Below are 12,767 nucleotides of genomic sequence, written 5' to 3'. Positions count from 1 at the left end.
GTCTCCCCTCCACGGCGGCACCCGCTGTGCCGACCACGAACAGAACGCTACGGCGAGGGTCTGACAACGGCCCCGGACCGGGCCCGGAAGCCGCCGTCCACGCCCCTTCGACGCGCTCCGGCCCGGCCCGGCCGCGTCGTTGTCAGTGGGGCTTGATAGACCTTGCGGACATCAATCGTCCTCAGCAACAGGAGCTCAGCGCCATGCCCGGTGTGGAACATCTGCACGAGTTGCTCGGCCTCCCGGCCGTGGATTTCGAGCTTGAGACCGGTGGGACCGTACGGCCGGAGGCGGGGGAAGCGGCCTGGCGCCTCCGGGTCGATCCGTACGACGACGAGAGGGACGACGCCTGGGGGCAGCAGTTCGACGCGTTCCTCGAAGCCGTCGATCCGGCCGGGGTGCGGGCGCTGATCATCGGGCAGTGGGGGGAGACCTACGAGAAGAACTCCTCGTATCCCATCGGCCTCGTCGTGGCCGCCGCCGACCGCCTCACCTCACTGGAGGCGGTCTTCGTCGGGGACCTGGAGATGGAGGAGGCCGAGATCTCCTGGATCGAGCAGTCGGACGTCACCGCTCTCCTCTCCGCCTACCCGGCCCTGACCGAACTCGGTGTCCGTGGCGGCAGCCGCCTGGTGTTCCCGCCGGTCCGACACGCCTCCCTGCGGGCGCTGACGATCGAGAGCGGCGGCCTGCCCAGGGAGGTGGTGCGCGGGGTGCTGGACAGCGAGCTGCCTGAGCTGGAGAGGCTCGAACTCTGGCTCGGGGTGTCCGCGTACGGAGGAGACGCGGCGCTGCGCGACCTCGCGCCGCTGCTCTCCGGCACCCGCTTCCCCCGGCTCCACCACCTCGGCCTGCGCAACAGCGAGTTGGAGAACGAGATCGCCACCGCGATCGCCTCGGCCCCGGTCGTCGCCCGGCTGCGGACCCTGGACCTCTCCTCCGGCACCCTCGGTGACGAGGGGGCGGCCGCGCTGCTCGAAGGCCAGCCGCTCACCCACCTCACGGCGCTGGACCTGCACCACCACTTCCTGACCGAGCCGATGGAGCGCCGGGTCGTCGAGGCCCTGGAGCCGCACGGCGTGCGGGTCGACCTCTCCGAGCGCTGTGAGCCCTGGGACGGCCGGGGCGCAGCGGGCCGCTACACCACGGTCGCGGAGTGATGCCGCGATGACACGGACGGGACACACGAAGGACGAGCGCGGGGACATCGGGCACATGGCCGTCGAGCACCTCGACATCGACCACCCCGAGGTCTTCCACGGCCTGCCGGTGTTCACCCTCCCGGAGCCGGACACCCTTCCGGCACCCACGCTGCCGGAGCCCGGCTCCGTCGCGTGGAGGCTGCACTATCCGCCTGAGGACGGCGGATTCCCCGCGCTCTGGCGGCACTTCCTCGGCACGGTCGACACGCGCCGGGTCCGCGCCCTGCTGATCGGCCCCTGGTGGCACGAGGACTACATCTCCCTCGGACCTGCCCTGAGGCTGATCGCCTCCGACGCCGGCCTGTTCCCGGAGCTGCGCGGCCTGTTCCTCTCCGATGTGACCGGCGAGGAATGCGAGGTCTCGTGGATCCAGCTGTGCGACATCACCCCGGTGTTCGAGGCCTTCCCCCAGCTGGAGGAGCTGGTCGTGCGGGGCGGTGGTGAGTCCATGTCGGACGACGAGGAACTGCGGCTGGAGCCCGTGCACCACCGGGCGCTGAAGTCGCTGCGCTTCGAGTCCGGGGGGCTGCCCGGCCATGTGGTCCGTGCGCTGGGCGCGTCCGACCTGCCCGCTCTGGAGCGGCTGGAGCTGTGGCTCGGCACCCAGGGGTACGGCGGCGACGCCACGGTCGAGGACCTGCGTCCTCTCCTGTCGGGCGCCGCCCTCCCGAGCCTGCGCCATCTGGGCCTGTGCAACAGCGAGATCCAGGACGAGATCGCGGCGGCGGTTGCCTCCGCCCCCGTCGTCGCCCGGCTGGAATCGCTCGCCCTGTCCATGGGGACGCTCGGTGACATGGGCGCCCGTGCCCTCCTGGACGGCCAGCCGCTCACCCATCTGGTCTCGTTGGACCTGCACCACCACTACCTCACCGAGCCGCTGATGTCGCGCTTCCGTGACCTGTGTGCCGGGGCGGACGTCCACGTCGATCTCAACGAGGCGGACCACTCGGATCCCGAGGACGACGAGTTCCGCTATGTCGTTGTCAGCGAATAGCGCGCCGCCGCGCCTCGCGGTCGTCGGCAATCCCGGCAACCGCAGGGTCGGTCTCTTCCAGGACGCGGTGCGGGCCGCCGGGCTGCCCGAGGCGCGCACCGTGTCCTGGCGGCAGGTGCTGCGGGGTGAGGCCGCCTTCCTTCCGGGCGAGCGGGTCCGTATCGACTCGCCCGGCGAGGACACCGAGGTCGAACGGCTGCTGCGCGGGGTGGACGACCCGACCAGGGTGGAGGGTTCGGCCCTCTGGTACACCCGCTTCACCTCCGCCGTGCGGGACGTGGCCCGGACGGCCGCGTCGGCCGAAGCCGTTCTGCTGAACGACCCGGACGACATCGCGGTGCTCTTCGACAAGCGCCTCTGCCACGGGGTCATGGACGCCGCCGGGGTGCCCGTGCCGGAGTCACCCACCTCGGGACAGGGGGCGCCACCGGTGCGGGACTGGGCGGACGTACGCCGGCTGATGGCGGACCACCGGATGCCGCGGGTGTTCGTGAAGCTCGCCCACGGCTCCTCCGCCTCGGGGGTGCTGGCCGTGGAGGCGGCGGGCCCCGGCCGGGTGCGCGCCACGACGTCCGTGGAGCGGGACGAGGCGGGCCGTCTCTTCAACTCGCTCCGGGTGCGCCGGTGCACGACTGAGCGCGAGGTGGCGGCGGTCGTCGACGCCCTCGCTCCGGACGGGCTGCACGTCGAGCGCTGGCTGCCGAAGGCCTCGGTGCGCGGCGGCCGGGTCGCCGACCTCCGGGTGGTGGTGGTCGCGGGCCGGGCGACGCACGCTGTCGTACGGACCAGCCGCTCTCCGATGACCAATCTGCACCTGGGCGGGGCGCGCGGCGATCTCGACGAGGTGCGGGCCGCCGTCGAGGAGGGGGGCGGTGGCTGGGCCCAGGCCCTCGCGGTGTGCGAGCGGGCCGCCGCGTGCTTCCCGGACACCCTGTGCGTGGGGGTCGACCTGCTTCCGGCGACCGGCTGGCGACGCTTCGCCGTGGGTGAGGTCAACGCCTTCGGGGATCTGCTGCCCCGTCTGACCGGCCTGCCGGGCAGTGGTGCGGAAGCCCAGGACACCTACGCGGCCCAGGTCGCCGCGGTCCTGCGGGCCGCCAGGGAAGAGCGCCGCCCCGAGGAACAGCCGACGAACGACCGAGCGAGGAACGACCGTGCCACCCCAGCCCCCTGACCCCGTCACCCGCGTCCAAGGCGCCCCTGACCCCGATATGAACGCGGTGGTGGGCAGCCACGACCTGCTCTTCGTCACCCTGGACACCCTGCGTTTCGATGTCGCCGAGGAGCTCGCCGCCGCGGGCCGCATCCCTCATCTGGCCCGTCACCTCCCCGGTGGCGTCTGGGAGAAGAGGCACGCTCCGGGCAGCTTCACCTACGCCTCGCACCAGGCGATGTTCGCGGGATTCCTGCCGACGCCGGCCTCTCCCGGGCCGCATCCGCGCCTGTTCGCGGCGCGTTTCGCGGGCAGCGAGTCCACGGCGGACGGCACCTTCGTCCACGAGACGCCCGATCTGCCCTCGGGCCTCGTCGGCGCCGGTTACCACACGGTGTGCATCGGCGGGGTCGGCTTCTTCAACCGCCGTCCCCCGCTCGGCTCGGTGCTGCCCGGCCTGTTCCAGGAGAGCCACTGGGAGCCGGAGTTCGGCGTCGCCTCCCCCACCTCCTTCGAGGCCCAGGTGGAGTGTGCCGAGCGGGTGGTGGCCGCTCTGCCACCGGAGCAGCGGCTGTTCCTCTTCGTCAACGTGTCGGCCCTGCATCAGCCCAACTGGTTCCATCTGCCCGGCGCCACCGCCGAGGCGGGCGACTCCAGGGCGACGCACGCCGCCGCCCTGGAGTACGTGGACCGGCACATCGGACGCCTCTTCGCCGCCGCGAGCAGCCGCCGCCGGTGTTTCGCGATCGTCTGCTCCGACCACGGCACGGCGTACGGGGACGGCGGCTACACCGGTCACCGGCTGGGGCACGAGGCCGTCTGGACCGTGCCGTACGCACACTTCTTCCTCGACCCGGGGGCATCTCGATGACCAGCACCACCCCGTACCGCGGTTACGTCTACGCCTATCCGCACAAGACGGCCTACCGCCCGCTCGCCGGGCACCCCGCCGGGCGCCCGCTCCTGAGCGAGCTGTGGGCCTCCGAGCCCAAGGACGCGCTCTCCCTCTACCTGCACATACCGTTCTGCGAGGTCCGCTGCGGCTTCTGCAACCTGTTCACCAGGATCGGCGCACCGGACGAGCTGACCACCCGCTATCTCGACGCCCTGGACCGGCAGGCCGCGGCCGTCCGGGACGCGCTGGGCGACGCGGAACCGGTGCGTTTCGCGGCCGCCGCGTTCGGTGGCGGCACGCCCACCTTCCTGACGGCGGGTGAGCTGGAGCGGCTCTGTGACATCGCGGAGAAGCGGATGGGCGCGGATCTGCGGTCGGTGCCCCTGTCGGTGGAGACCTCCCCGTCGACCGCCACGGCGGACCGGCTGGCGGTGCTCGCCGAGCGGGGCACGACCCGCGTCAGCATCGGTGTCCAGAGCTTCGTGGACGCCGAGGCACGGGCGGCCGTCCGTCCGCAGCACCGTGCGGAGGTGGAGGCCGCACTGGGCCGGATCCGCGACGCCCGCGTCCCCGTCCTCAACATCGACCTGATCTACGGCATCGACGGGCAGACGGAGGAGAGCTGGCGCTTCTCGCTGGACGCCGCCCTGGCCTGGCGCCCGGAGGAGCTCTACCTCTACCCCCTCTACGTCCGCCCGTTGACGGGTCTGGGCCGGCACCGGACCGACGGGGACGCCCCGGACTCGGCCTGGGACGAGCAGCGGCTGCGGTTGTACCGGGCAGGGCGCGACCATCTGCTCGCCCACGGCTACGAACAGGTGTCGATGCGCATGTTCCGTCTCAAGGAGGCCCCGCAGACCGGCCCCGACGACTACGCCTGCCAGACCGACGGCATGATCGGGCTCGGCTGCGGCGCGCGTTCGTACACCTCCTCGCTGCACTACTCCTTCGACTACGCGGTGGAGATGCGGGAGATCCGCGGCATCATCGACGACTTCACGGCCACCGAGGACTTCTCCCGGGCGGAGGTCGGCAGGTACGTCACCGGTGACGAGGCGCGCAGGCGCCACCTGTTGCAGTCGCTGCTCCAGGCCGAGGGACTGGAGCGGGCCGGGTACCGCGAGCGGTTCGGCACGGATCCGCACGCCGACTTCCCCGCCGAGCTGGACCGCTTCGCGGCCCGCGGCTGGCTGGACGGGTCCGCGGCACCGGGCCGGCTGCGGCTGTCACCCGAAGGTCTGGCGCACTCCGACGCGCTGGGCCCGGAGCTGTTCTCCCCCGCGGTACGGGCCGCGATGTCCGCGTACGAGGCGAAGTGAGCACCCCGATGAGCACCGACCCGCCCACCACCGGCACCCGCACGGGAAGCGGTCCGCCGGCCACCGGCACCAGCCCCGGCGCGACGGCCCCCGGCACCGGCCTCGGCCCGACCGTCTCCGGCGCCGCCGAGTGCATCGACCTGACCGTCCTGTACCGCGGTCCGCTGGCGTCCTGCGACTACGACTGCCCGTACTGTCCGTTCGCCAAGCGCCGGGACAGCGGTGAGCAACTGCGGGCGGACCGCGCCGCCCTGGAGCGCTTCACCGGCTGGGCCGGCGCGCAGACCGGCGACCGGCTCTCGGTGCTGTTCACCCCGTGGGGCGAGGGTCTCGTGCGGTCCTGGTACCGACGGGCGCTGGTCGAGCTGTCGCGGCTGCCGCACATCCGCCGGGTCGCCATCCAGACCAACCTGAGCTGCCGCACCGGATGGCTGGCCGACGCCGACCGGGACAAGGTCGCCCTGTGGTGCACCTACCACCCGGGCCAGACCCCGTACGAGCGGTTCCTGGGACGGTGCCGGGAGCTGTCGGAGCTGGGGGTGCGCTTCAGCGTCGGAGTGGTGGGCCTGGAGAGCCACCTGGAGGAGGCCCGACGGCTCCGGGCCGCGCTGCCGCCCGAGGTGTACCTCTGGGTCAACGCGGCCGAGGGCCACACCTACACGGACGCGGAGGCGGACCGATGGACCGCGCTGGACCCGCTGTTCCCCTACAGCAGGCATCCGCACACCTCGGCGGGACTGCCGTGCCGGACCGGTGAGTCGGTGATCTCGGTCGACGGTGACGGCACGGTGCGCCGCTGCCACTTCGTCCGGACCGAGCTCGGCAACCTCTACGACGGCGGCTACCGGAGCTCACTGGGCCCGCGCGGCTGCCCGCTCGCGGTGTGCGACTGCCACATCGGCTATGTGCACCTGGAATCCCTGCCGTTGTACGACGTGTTCGCCGGAGGGGTGCTGGAGCGCATACCCGCCCGCCCGGTGCGGGCACCCACTCCGGACGGGCCGGACGGCCGGGCGCCTCACCGGCGGCCGCTGCCTCTCGTCACCGGCTGAGGACCGGCTGAGGACCGGCTGAGGCCTCAAAGGGGCAGCAGGTCCGGCCGCTTGGCTTCGACGTGGTCTCCGGAGGACTCTCCGCGCAGCCTCCGGCCGATCCACGGCACCAGGTATTCACGCGCCCAGTGGATGTCGTCGCGCCGCACTTCCAGCGCCCCGCGGTGTGCCTGCGGCGGCCAGGCCTGGTCGGGATCGGCGGGCACCTCGATACCGAGGACCTGCGCGGCCCGCAGCGCCACCCGGGTGTGCCCCTCGGGCGAGAGGTGCAGCCGGTCGCCGTCCCAGGCCCGCCGGTCCTGTACGGAACGCAGGGACCACAGGTCCAGCACCGGGCAGTCGTAGCGGTCGGCGATGGCCCGGACGTGGGCGGTGTACGTGGCGATCTTGCCGCGCAGGTGCCGGAGGACCGGGACACCCCGGGTGTCGAAGCCGGTGGTGACCATGACCGTGCCGACCGAGCCCGCCAGGTCCGCGACCGCCCGCTCGAAGCGTTCGGCCACGTCGTCGGGGTCGGTGCCGGGCCGGATGATGTCGTTGCCGCCCGCGCAGAAGCTCACCAGATCCGGTGCCAGCTCCTTGGCGCGGGGGACCTGCTCCTCGACGATCTGGTCGAGGAGGCGTCCGCGTACGGCGAGATTGGCGTACCGGAAATGCCCGTGCGCTTCGCCCGCCGGGCCCGTCGCTCCCTCGGAGTCGGGGAGCTGGTCCGCGAGGAGGACCGCGAAACGGTCCGCCCAGCCGACGAACGTCCCGTCGGGGCCGGGATCGCCGACCCCCTCGGTGAAGCTGTCGCCTATCGCCGCGTACGACCCGATGCTGCCGTGCTGTCTGTTTCTCGAATCGTCTGCCACGAGCACATATCTTGCCCCGTTGAATGTGACCTACGCGACCGTAATAAAGGGTTGACGGGTGGTGAGAAAGACCACCCGGTCAGGTTTTGGTAAAGCTGGAATAAGCGGAGGGGCGGTACGCGACCGCGTACCGCCCCTCCGTTCCGGGCGAATCAGGAGGGAGAACCGCCGTGGCCGCCCGGCCGCGTCAGACGGAGACGCCGTGCGAACGCAGGTAGGCGATCGGGTCGACGTCCGAGCCGTAGCTCGGGCCGGTGCGGACCTCGAAGTGGAGGTGCGGACCGGTGGAGTTGCCGGTGGAGCCCGAGAGGCCGATCTGCTGACCGCCGGTCACGGTCTGGCCGGCCGAGACGCCGAGCGAGGACAGGTGGGCGTACTGGGAGTACATGCCGTCGCTGTGCTGGATGACGACCTCGTTGCCGTACGCACCGCTCCACCCGGCCGAGACCACGGTGCCCGGACCGATGGCCCGGACGCTGGTGCCCGAGGCGGCCTGGAAGTCGGAGCCCGTGTGGTAACCGCTGGACCAGCTGGCACCGGAGGCGTGGTACTGGGTGGTGACGTTGGCGGAGGCCACGGGGGTGGTCCAGCCGGAGCTGTCGCTCTCGGAGCTCTCGGAGGCGGACGCCGGCGCGGACGACTCGGCGGCCGTGTTCTGGGCCGGGACCGAAGTCTTCGGGGCGGCCTCCGTCTTCGGGGCGGCCTCGGACGCGGCGGACTTCGAGGGAGCGGCCTTCGAGGGAGCGGCTTCGGACGGAGCGGTCTGGGTGGCCGCGCCGGACGCCTTGGCGCCGAGGGTCAGCTTCATACCCGGGAAGATCAGGCTCGGGTTGTCGCCGACGACGTCCTTGTTGTCCTGGTACAGCTTCTGCCAGCCGCCCTTGAGCTTCTGGTCGGCCGCGATCTTCGACAGGTAGTCGCCGGAGACCACGGAGTAGGTCTTCGGGGCACTGGCCTTCTTGGCGGCCGGGGCGGTGGACGCACCGGCCGCGGTGGTCGCGGACCCGGCGGTCGGCGCTGACGGCTCCGCCGCGTGGGCGCCGGTGGCGCCGAACAGCGGAAGGGCCAGGACGGCGCCGCCGGCTCCCGCGGCGAGGACGCCACGGGCTATCGGACCGGACGTCGTACGGCGGTGCTTACCCTTTGCGGGCATGGGGATTTCCTCTCCGGCGCCTGCGAGGTGAGCTGTCGGGTTCGGACTGGAGATGCCCGGCCGCGTGGGACGCGACTTGACCCCGAGCCGTTCCGGATGACTCCGGTCGGCGACTTACCTGGTTCCCCCGCTCCTGCCACACGTGGGTCGGTGCGGATTCCGGGCGGCGGCAGGATTAGGCGTTCCGTCCGGATTGACGGTGACCGTAAGCGAGCCGGGAGGCCGGGAACAAGCCACCGGCCGTACCCCGGAATCCATCATTCAATTCCGTGCCGGAATTCCCGTCACACTCCGTGGATTACGGATCTTGGCTTTCCGCACGACGTACGGAAGCGCCGCCACGCTCTCCGCCACACACCGTCACGGATATGATCCCGCTCACCTGACCGCCACCATCCGCCAAGCAAATGGGGCATGTTATTTCAAATGCTCCAATACGGACACGGCCTCATCGTCGCCCCTCGCCGGGCGACCGAAACGATTGCCTGATGAACCCATGTCGTAGGGTCGCCAGCGTGCTCTCGTCGGCGAGCGGCGCCGACACCCGACACCCCAGGAGTGCTTGTGACGCAGCTGCCAGAGGTTCCGTCGACCGACACCGAGCTGACCGGTGTCCGCAACTTCCGTGACGTGGGCGGGCTCCCCACCCTGGACGGGCGCAGGGTGCGATTCGGGCGCCTCTACCGCAGCGGCCACCTGGCCCACGCCTCCGAGGCCGACACCGTGTTCCTGTCCGGCCTCGGCCTGCACACCGTCTTCGACTTCCGTAACGCGGCCGACCACAAGCTCGACGGATACGACGTGGAGCTGCCCGGCGTCCGGAATGTCAGCATCCCGCTCTCCGACCCGGCGGACGGCGCCGAGTTCTGGCGGCTGGTGCGCGACGGGAACATCGAGCAGCTGCGTTCGATCCTGGCGGGCGGCAAGGGGACGGAGCGCATGATCGCCTCCTACCGGTCGATCATCACCGACCGCACCGCCGAGCACAGCCGGGTGCTGCACGCGCTGGCCGAGGACAGTGTGCCCGCGCTGATGCACTGCGCCGCGGGGAAGGACCGTGCCGGACTCTCGATCGCGGTCGCACTGCTCGCCGTCGGCGTCGGGAAGGAGGCCATCGAGGCCGACTACCTCAAGTCCAACGACGCGCACCGCCGCTACAAGGTGCAGCGCAGCGACACCTCGGCGGCCGGCATGTCGGACGAGGTGATGGAACTGCTCAACCCGCTCTTTGGCGCGCGTGCCGAGTACCTCGCCGCGGCCTTCACCACGATCGAGGAGAGCTGGGGCAGCACGGACCGCTATCTGACCGAGGGGCTGCGCCTCGCCCCCGAAACCCGCGAGAAGCTGCGCGAGCACCTGGTCGAGGACGCCTGACATCTCACCCGGGCCCCAGCGCACGGGCCCCAGCGAACCGACCGCGGAGCACGGACCCCAAGGATCTCAGGCCCCTGAGGCCTCAGGGCATAGCAGGACACACCGGCCGGCCAGACGCGGGGCGTACGGCCGGCCGGCCTACGGAACGCACCGGCACCGCCCGAGCGACCGCCGCCCGCCCGGCGTTCCCACCGGACCGGCCGCCCCGGCTCCAGCGGGCCCCGGCGGCCCCGGCGGCCCCGTCAGCCTTCCCCGGCGACGGTGAACAGGATGTAGAGGAACGCGGCGATGACGTGTCCGGCCACCAGGTAGGCGAAGAGCCGGATGACGACGCCGCGCGGCATCCGCCGCTCCTGCGTCTCCTTCTTGTCCGGCCGGTACGGAGTCAGCGGGTCGTAGTTCTCGGAATCGGACATGACAGTCCTCTCTTCCGCCCGCACGGGCCGGAGGATGACGAAGGAGGATGGCGAAGGAGGTGGAGGGGAGCCCGGCGAGGAGTGCGCGGGGGCGGCGGGGGCGGCTTCAGAGCCGATGGATCCCGTTGCCCAGGCACAGCTCGGCGGCGGAGCTCTGCAGCAGCGTGTGGACGAAGAGCAGCTGGGCGCCGGACCGGTCGAGCGAGGCGATCCGGTGCGGGGTCAGCGAGTCGAAGTGCGCGCTGTCCCCGGGGCCGAGATCGTGCAGCGTCTCCCCCAGGGCGACCCTGAGGCGGCCTTCCAGGACGTACAGCCATTCCTCGCCCGGATGGACCCGCACGAGGTCGCCCTCCGTGCCGTACGGCACACGCACGCGCAGGGCTTGCATCGCGCGCCCCGACCCGCCCGCCTGCCGGTAGCGCCACCCGTCCGCCTCGCTCGCGCCAAGGGGACCGCCACGGACGATCGCGTCACGTTCGGGCGGTACCTCACCGAGAAGCGCGGAGACCGTCGTACCGTAGATCCGGGCGAGGCCCAGCAGCATCGGCAGCGAGGGCTGTCTGCGGCCCGTCTCCAGCCGGGAGAGGTGCGCCGGCGAGAGTCCCGCCCGGCCGGCGGCCGTCTCCAGGGTGAGGCCCCGGTCGCGCCGCAGGTCCCGCAGGCGGGGCGCGACGCCCGGCACCTCGTCGGTCACCGCTCCTTCAGGGTGGTTCATACCCCCTATTGAGCCAGGATCTTTCCTCCCAGGCAAATTCCTTACCTGAGAGGCAAGAATGCTGGCCGAGCCGCCCCGCCGAGGGCGGCCGGCCTTCCCGAGGGCGGCCGGCCGGTCCGGCAGGGCCTCTCCGACAGCGCCCCACGCCCCCGTTCAGCGGTTGGCGACGGCCTGCTTCACCAGGGTCCGGCCGAAGTCCCACATCAGCCCGCCTCCGCTGTGCGCGTCGTCCATGACGGCCGTGAAGGCCGTGACGAACCGCTCCACCTCCGCCTCACCGATGACCAGGGGCGGAATCAGCTTGATCACTTCCAGGTGGTCCCCGGAGACCTGGGTCAGGATCCGGTGCTTCCGCAACAGCGGTACGACGACCATCTGCGCGAACAGTCCCTTGCGCGCGGCCTGGAGCATCGCCCACCGGCTCCGGAGCTTCAGTGACGAGGGCCGGCCGAACTCGATCCCGATCATCAGCCCCCGGCCGCGCACCTCGTGCAGCAGCTCGTAGCGGTCCACGAGCCCCGCGAGCCGTTCGCGCAGCAGGTCCCCGGTGCGGCGGGCGTTGGCGACGGTCTCCTCGTCCTCCATCACGGCGAGCACCGCGAGTCCCGCGGCCATGGCCTGGGCGTTGGAACCGAAGCTGGCCGAGTGGACGAGGACGCGGTCCATGGAGGAGTAGACGCGTTTGAAGACCGACTCCTTGCCGAGGGTCGCGCCGACCGGGACGTACCCGCCGGAGAGCGCCTTGGCCACGCAGACCAGGTCGGGTTCGACGCCCTCCTCGTGCTGGTACGCGTAGAAGTCGCCGGTGCGGCCGAGGCCGGTCTGCACCTCGTCGGCGATGAGCAGCGCCTTGTGCTGGTGCAGCAGTTCCTGGGCCTCCCGCAGGAAGCCGGGCGGTGCCGCGTGGACGCCCTTGCCCTGGACGGGTTCCACGATCAGCGCGGCCACGTCTCCGCGCCTGAGTTCGCGCCGCAGCGCGTCGAGGTCGCCCAGTTCGATCGCGGTGTCGGGCAGCAGGGGGGCGAACCCGTCCCGGAAGCCGTCCTCGCCGTTGACCGAGAGGGAACCGGTCGTCAGTCCGTGGAAGGCGTGGGCGCAGTAGAGGATCCTCGGCTTCCCCGTGGCGTATCTGGCGAACTTCAGCGCCGTCTCGACCGCCTCGGTGCCGCTGTTCCCGAAGAACACCCGGTCCAGATGCGGGCTGTGCGCGAGCAGTCTCTCGGCCAGGAGCCCCGGCAGCGGCTGGCAGTCGAAGCGGGTGAGGTCGGCCAGCGAGGCGTCCAGGACGTCGTGCAGGGCCTGGCGTACGACGGGGTGGTGCCGACCGAGCCCCATCACCCCGAACCCGGCCAGCATGTCGAGGTAGTCGTTCCCGTCCGCGTCCCAGAAGTAGGCGCCCTGGGCCCGCTCGTAGACCCGGTCGAAGCCGATGGTGCGGAGCATGCGCGGCAGTTGGTGGTTGAGGTGCCGGGCGTGCAGCTCGTACCTCTCGTCGCCGCGCTCCGCCAGGAGTTTCGCCAGGTCGAAGCCCCCCGGCCGGTTGTCCTTCATTCCCCGCTCTCCTTCGGCATGTCCACTCCCCCACTGTCCTCGGCCGTGCAGGCCGCCTCGGCCCGCGCGGCGGCCCCCACCGGAGCCGG

Annotated in this window: 12 protein-coding genes and 1 riboswitch; of the genes, 7 read left to right on the top strand and 5 right to left on the bottom strand. The window is 71.7% G+C overall.

All coding sequences use genetic code 11. From position 1 onward, the window contains the following. Positions 1–203: 203 nt before the first annotated feature. The 6 genes from B9S64_RS30120 to B9S64_RS30095 all read left to right on the top strand — a co-directional run bounded on the left by B9S64_RS30120 (position 204) and on the right by B9S64_RS30095 (position 6,615). On the top strand, positions 204–1,160 hold the full coding sequence (locus tag B9S64_RS30120; protein ID WP_103493233.1) for an STM4015 family protein: 957 nt from the start codon (positions 204–206) through the stop codon (positions 1,158–1,160). A gap of 55 nt (positions 1,161–1,215) precedes the next feature. Further along, a complete protein-coding gene (locus B9S64_RS30115; RefSeq protein ID WP_103493250.1) occupies positions 1,216–2,196 on the top strand; it encodes an STM4015 family protein in 981 nt (326 codons plus the stop codon). Continuing rightward, entirely contained in the window at positions 2,177–3,370 is a 1,194-nt protein-coding gene (locus B9S64_RS30110) for an STM4014 family protein (RefSeq protein WP_181012418.1), read from the top strand. The genes B9S64_RS30115 and B9S64_RS30110 overlap by 20 nt, the downstream gene beginning before the upstream one ends. Positions 3,371–3,407: 37 nt before the next feature. After that, the gene (locus tag B9S64_RS30105; RefSeq protein ID WP_103493234.1) at positions 3,408–4,220 is read left to right on the top strand and encodes an STM4013/SEN3800 family hydrolase; all 813 of its coding nucleotides are present in this window, start codon (positions 3,408–3,410) and stop codon (positions 4,218–4,220) included. Next, the gene (locus B9S64_RS30100; RefSeq protein ID WP_103493235.1) at positions 4,217–5,563 is read left to right on the top strand and encodes an STM4012 family radical SAM protein; all 1,347 of its coding nucleotides are present in this window, start codon (positions 4,217–4,219) and stop codon (positions 5,561–5,563) included. Before B9S64_RS30105 ends, B9S64_RS30100 begins: the two co-directional genes overlap by 4 nt. Before the next feature lie 134 nt (positions 5,564–5,697). Then, the gene (locus tag B9S64_RS30095; RefSeq protein ID WP_103493251.1) at positions 5,698–6,615 is read left to right on the top strand and encodes an STM4011 family radical SAM protein; all 918 of its coding nucleotides are present in this window, start codon (positions 5,698–5,700) and stop codon (positions 6,613–6,615) included. A gap of 26 nt (positions 6,616–6,641) precedes the next feature. Here B9S64_RS30095 and B9S64_RS30090 read toward each other — a convergent pair whose 3' ends face one another. Together B9S64_RS30090 and B9S64_RS30085 are read right to left on the bottom strand one after the other, a co-directional pair. Continuing rightward, positions 6,642–7,469 carry an SGNH/GDSL hydrolase family protein gene (locus tag B9S64_RS30090; protein WP_103493252.1) on the bottom strand — a complete coding sequence of 276 codons (828 nt, stop codon included), beginning with the start codon at positions 7,467–7,469 and terminating at the stop codon, positions 6,642–6,644. A 187-nt stretch (positions 7,470–7,656) separates the two neighbouring features. Next, positions 7,657–8,622, bottom strand: a complete 966-nt coding sequence (locus B9S64_RS30085) for a M23 family metallopeptidase (RefSeq protein ID WP_103493236.1) — start codon at positions 8,620–8,622, stop codon at positions 7,657–7,659. Between the two features lie 4 nt (positions 8,623–8,626). Next, a riboswitch (cyclic di-AMP (ydaO/yuaA leader) is annotated at positions 8,627–8,785 on the bottom strand. 401 nt (positions 8,786–9,186) lie between these two features. Here B9S64_RS30085 and B9S64_RS30080 point away from each other — a divergent pair. Next, positions 9,187–9,996 carry a tyrosine-protein phosphatase gene (locus tag B9S64_RS30080; RefSeq protein WP_103493237.1) on the top strand — a complete coding sequence of 270 codons (810 nt, stop codon included), beginning with the start codon at positions 9,187–9,189 and terminating at the stop codon, positions 9,994–9,996. Between the two features lie 242 nt (positions 9,997–10,238). Here B9S64_RS30080 and B9S64_RS34655 read toward each other — a convergent pair whose 3' ends face one another. The 3 genes from B9S64_RS34655 to B9S64_RS30070 all read right to left on the bottom strand — a co-directional run bounded on the left by B9S64_RS34655 (position 10,239) and on the right by B9S64_RS30070 (position 12,678). Then, positions 10,239–10,412, bottom strand: coding sequence for a DUF6126 family protein (locus tag B9S64_RS34655; RefSeq protein ID WP_181012419.1), 174 nt, complete (start codon positions 10,410–10,412; stop codon positions 10,239–10,241). 106 nt (positions 10,413–10,518) lie between these two features. Next, complete coding sequence (locus B9S64_RS30075; protein WP_103493238.1) at positions 10,519–11,127, bottom strand: helix-turn-helix domain-containing protein; 609 nt, start codon at positions 11,125–11,127, stop codon at positions 10,519–10,521. 153 nt (positions 11,128–11,280) lie between these two features. Then, on the bottom strand, positions 11,281–12,678 hold the full coding sequence (locus B9S64_RS30070) for an aspartate aminotransferase family protein (RefSeq protein WP_103493239.1): 1,398 nt from the start codon (positions 12,676–12,678) through the stop codon (positions 11,281–11,283). Positions 12,679–12,767: the final 89 nt, after the last annotated feature.

It is taken from the genome of Streptomyces sp. SM18 (genome assembly GCF_002910775.2).
Classification (GTDB): Bacteria; Actinomycetota; Actinomycetes; order Streptomycetales; family Streptomycetaceae; genus Streptomyces; species Streptomyces halstedii.
The sequence above is the reverse complement of the archived record's forward strand: the minus strand, read 5'-3'. Positions and strand labels throughout refer to the sequence as shown.

Excerpts from the sequence above, each read along its gene's own strand:
- B9S64_RS30120 (WP_103493233.1), top strand. The coding sequence starts at position 204 with ATGCCCGGTGTGGAACATCTGCACGAGTTGCTCGGCCTCCCGGCCGTG.
- B9S64_RS30085 (WP_103493236.1), bottom strand. The coding sequence starts at position 8,622 with ATGCCCGCAAAGGGTAAGCACCGCCGTACGACGTCCGGTCCGATAGCC.
- B9S64_RS30115 (WP_103493250.1), top strand. The coding sequence starts at position 1,216 with ATGGCCGTCGAGCACCTCGACATCGACCACCCCGAGGTCTTCCACGGC.
- B9S64_RS30070 (WP_103493239.1), bottom strand. The coding sequence starts at position 12,678 with ATGAAGGACAACCGGCCGGGGGGCTTCGACCTGGCGAAACTCCTGGCG.
- B9S64_RS30075 (WP_103493238.1), bottom strand. The coding sequence starts at position 11,127 with ATGAACCACCCTGAAGGAGCGGTGACCGACGAGGTGCCGGGCGTCGCG.
- B9S64_RS30100 (WP_103493235.1), top strand. The coding sequence starts at position 4,217 with ATGACCAGCACCACCCCGTACCGCGGTTACGTCTACGCCTATCCGCAC.
- B9S64_RS30105 (WP_103493234.1), top strand. The coding sequence starts at position 3,408 with ATGAACGCGGTGGTGGGCAGCCACGACCTGCTCTTCGTCACCCTGGAC.
- B9S64_RS30110 (WP_181012418.1), top strand. The coding sequence starts at position 2,177 with ATGTCGTTGTCAGCGAATAGCGCGCCGCCGCGCCTCGCGGTCGTCGGC.
- B9S64_RS34655 (WP_181012419.1), bottom strand. The coding sequence starts at position 10,412 with ATGTCCGATTCCGAGAACTACGACCCGCTGACTCCGTACCGGCCGGAC.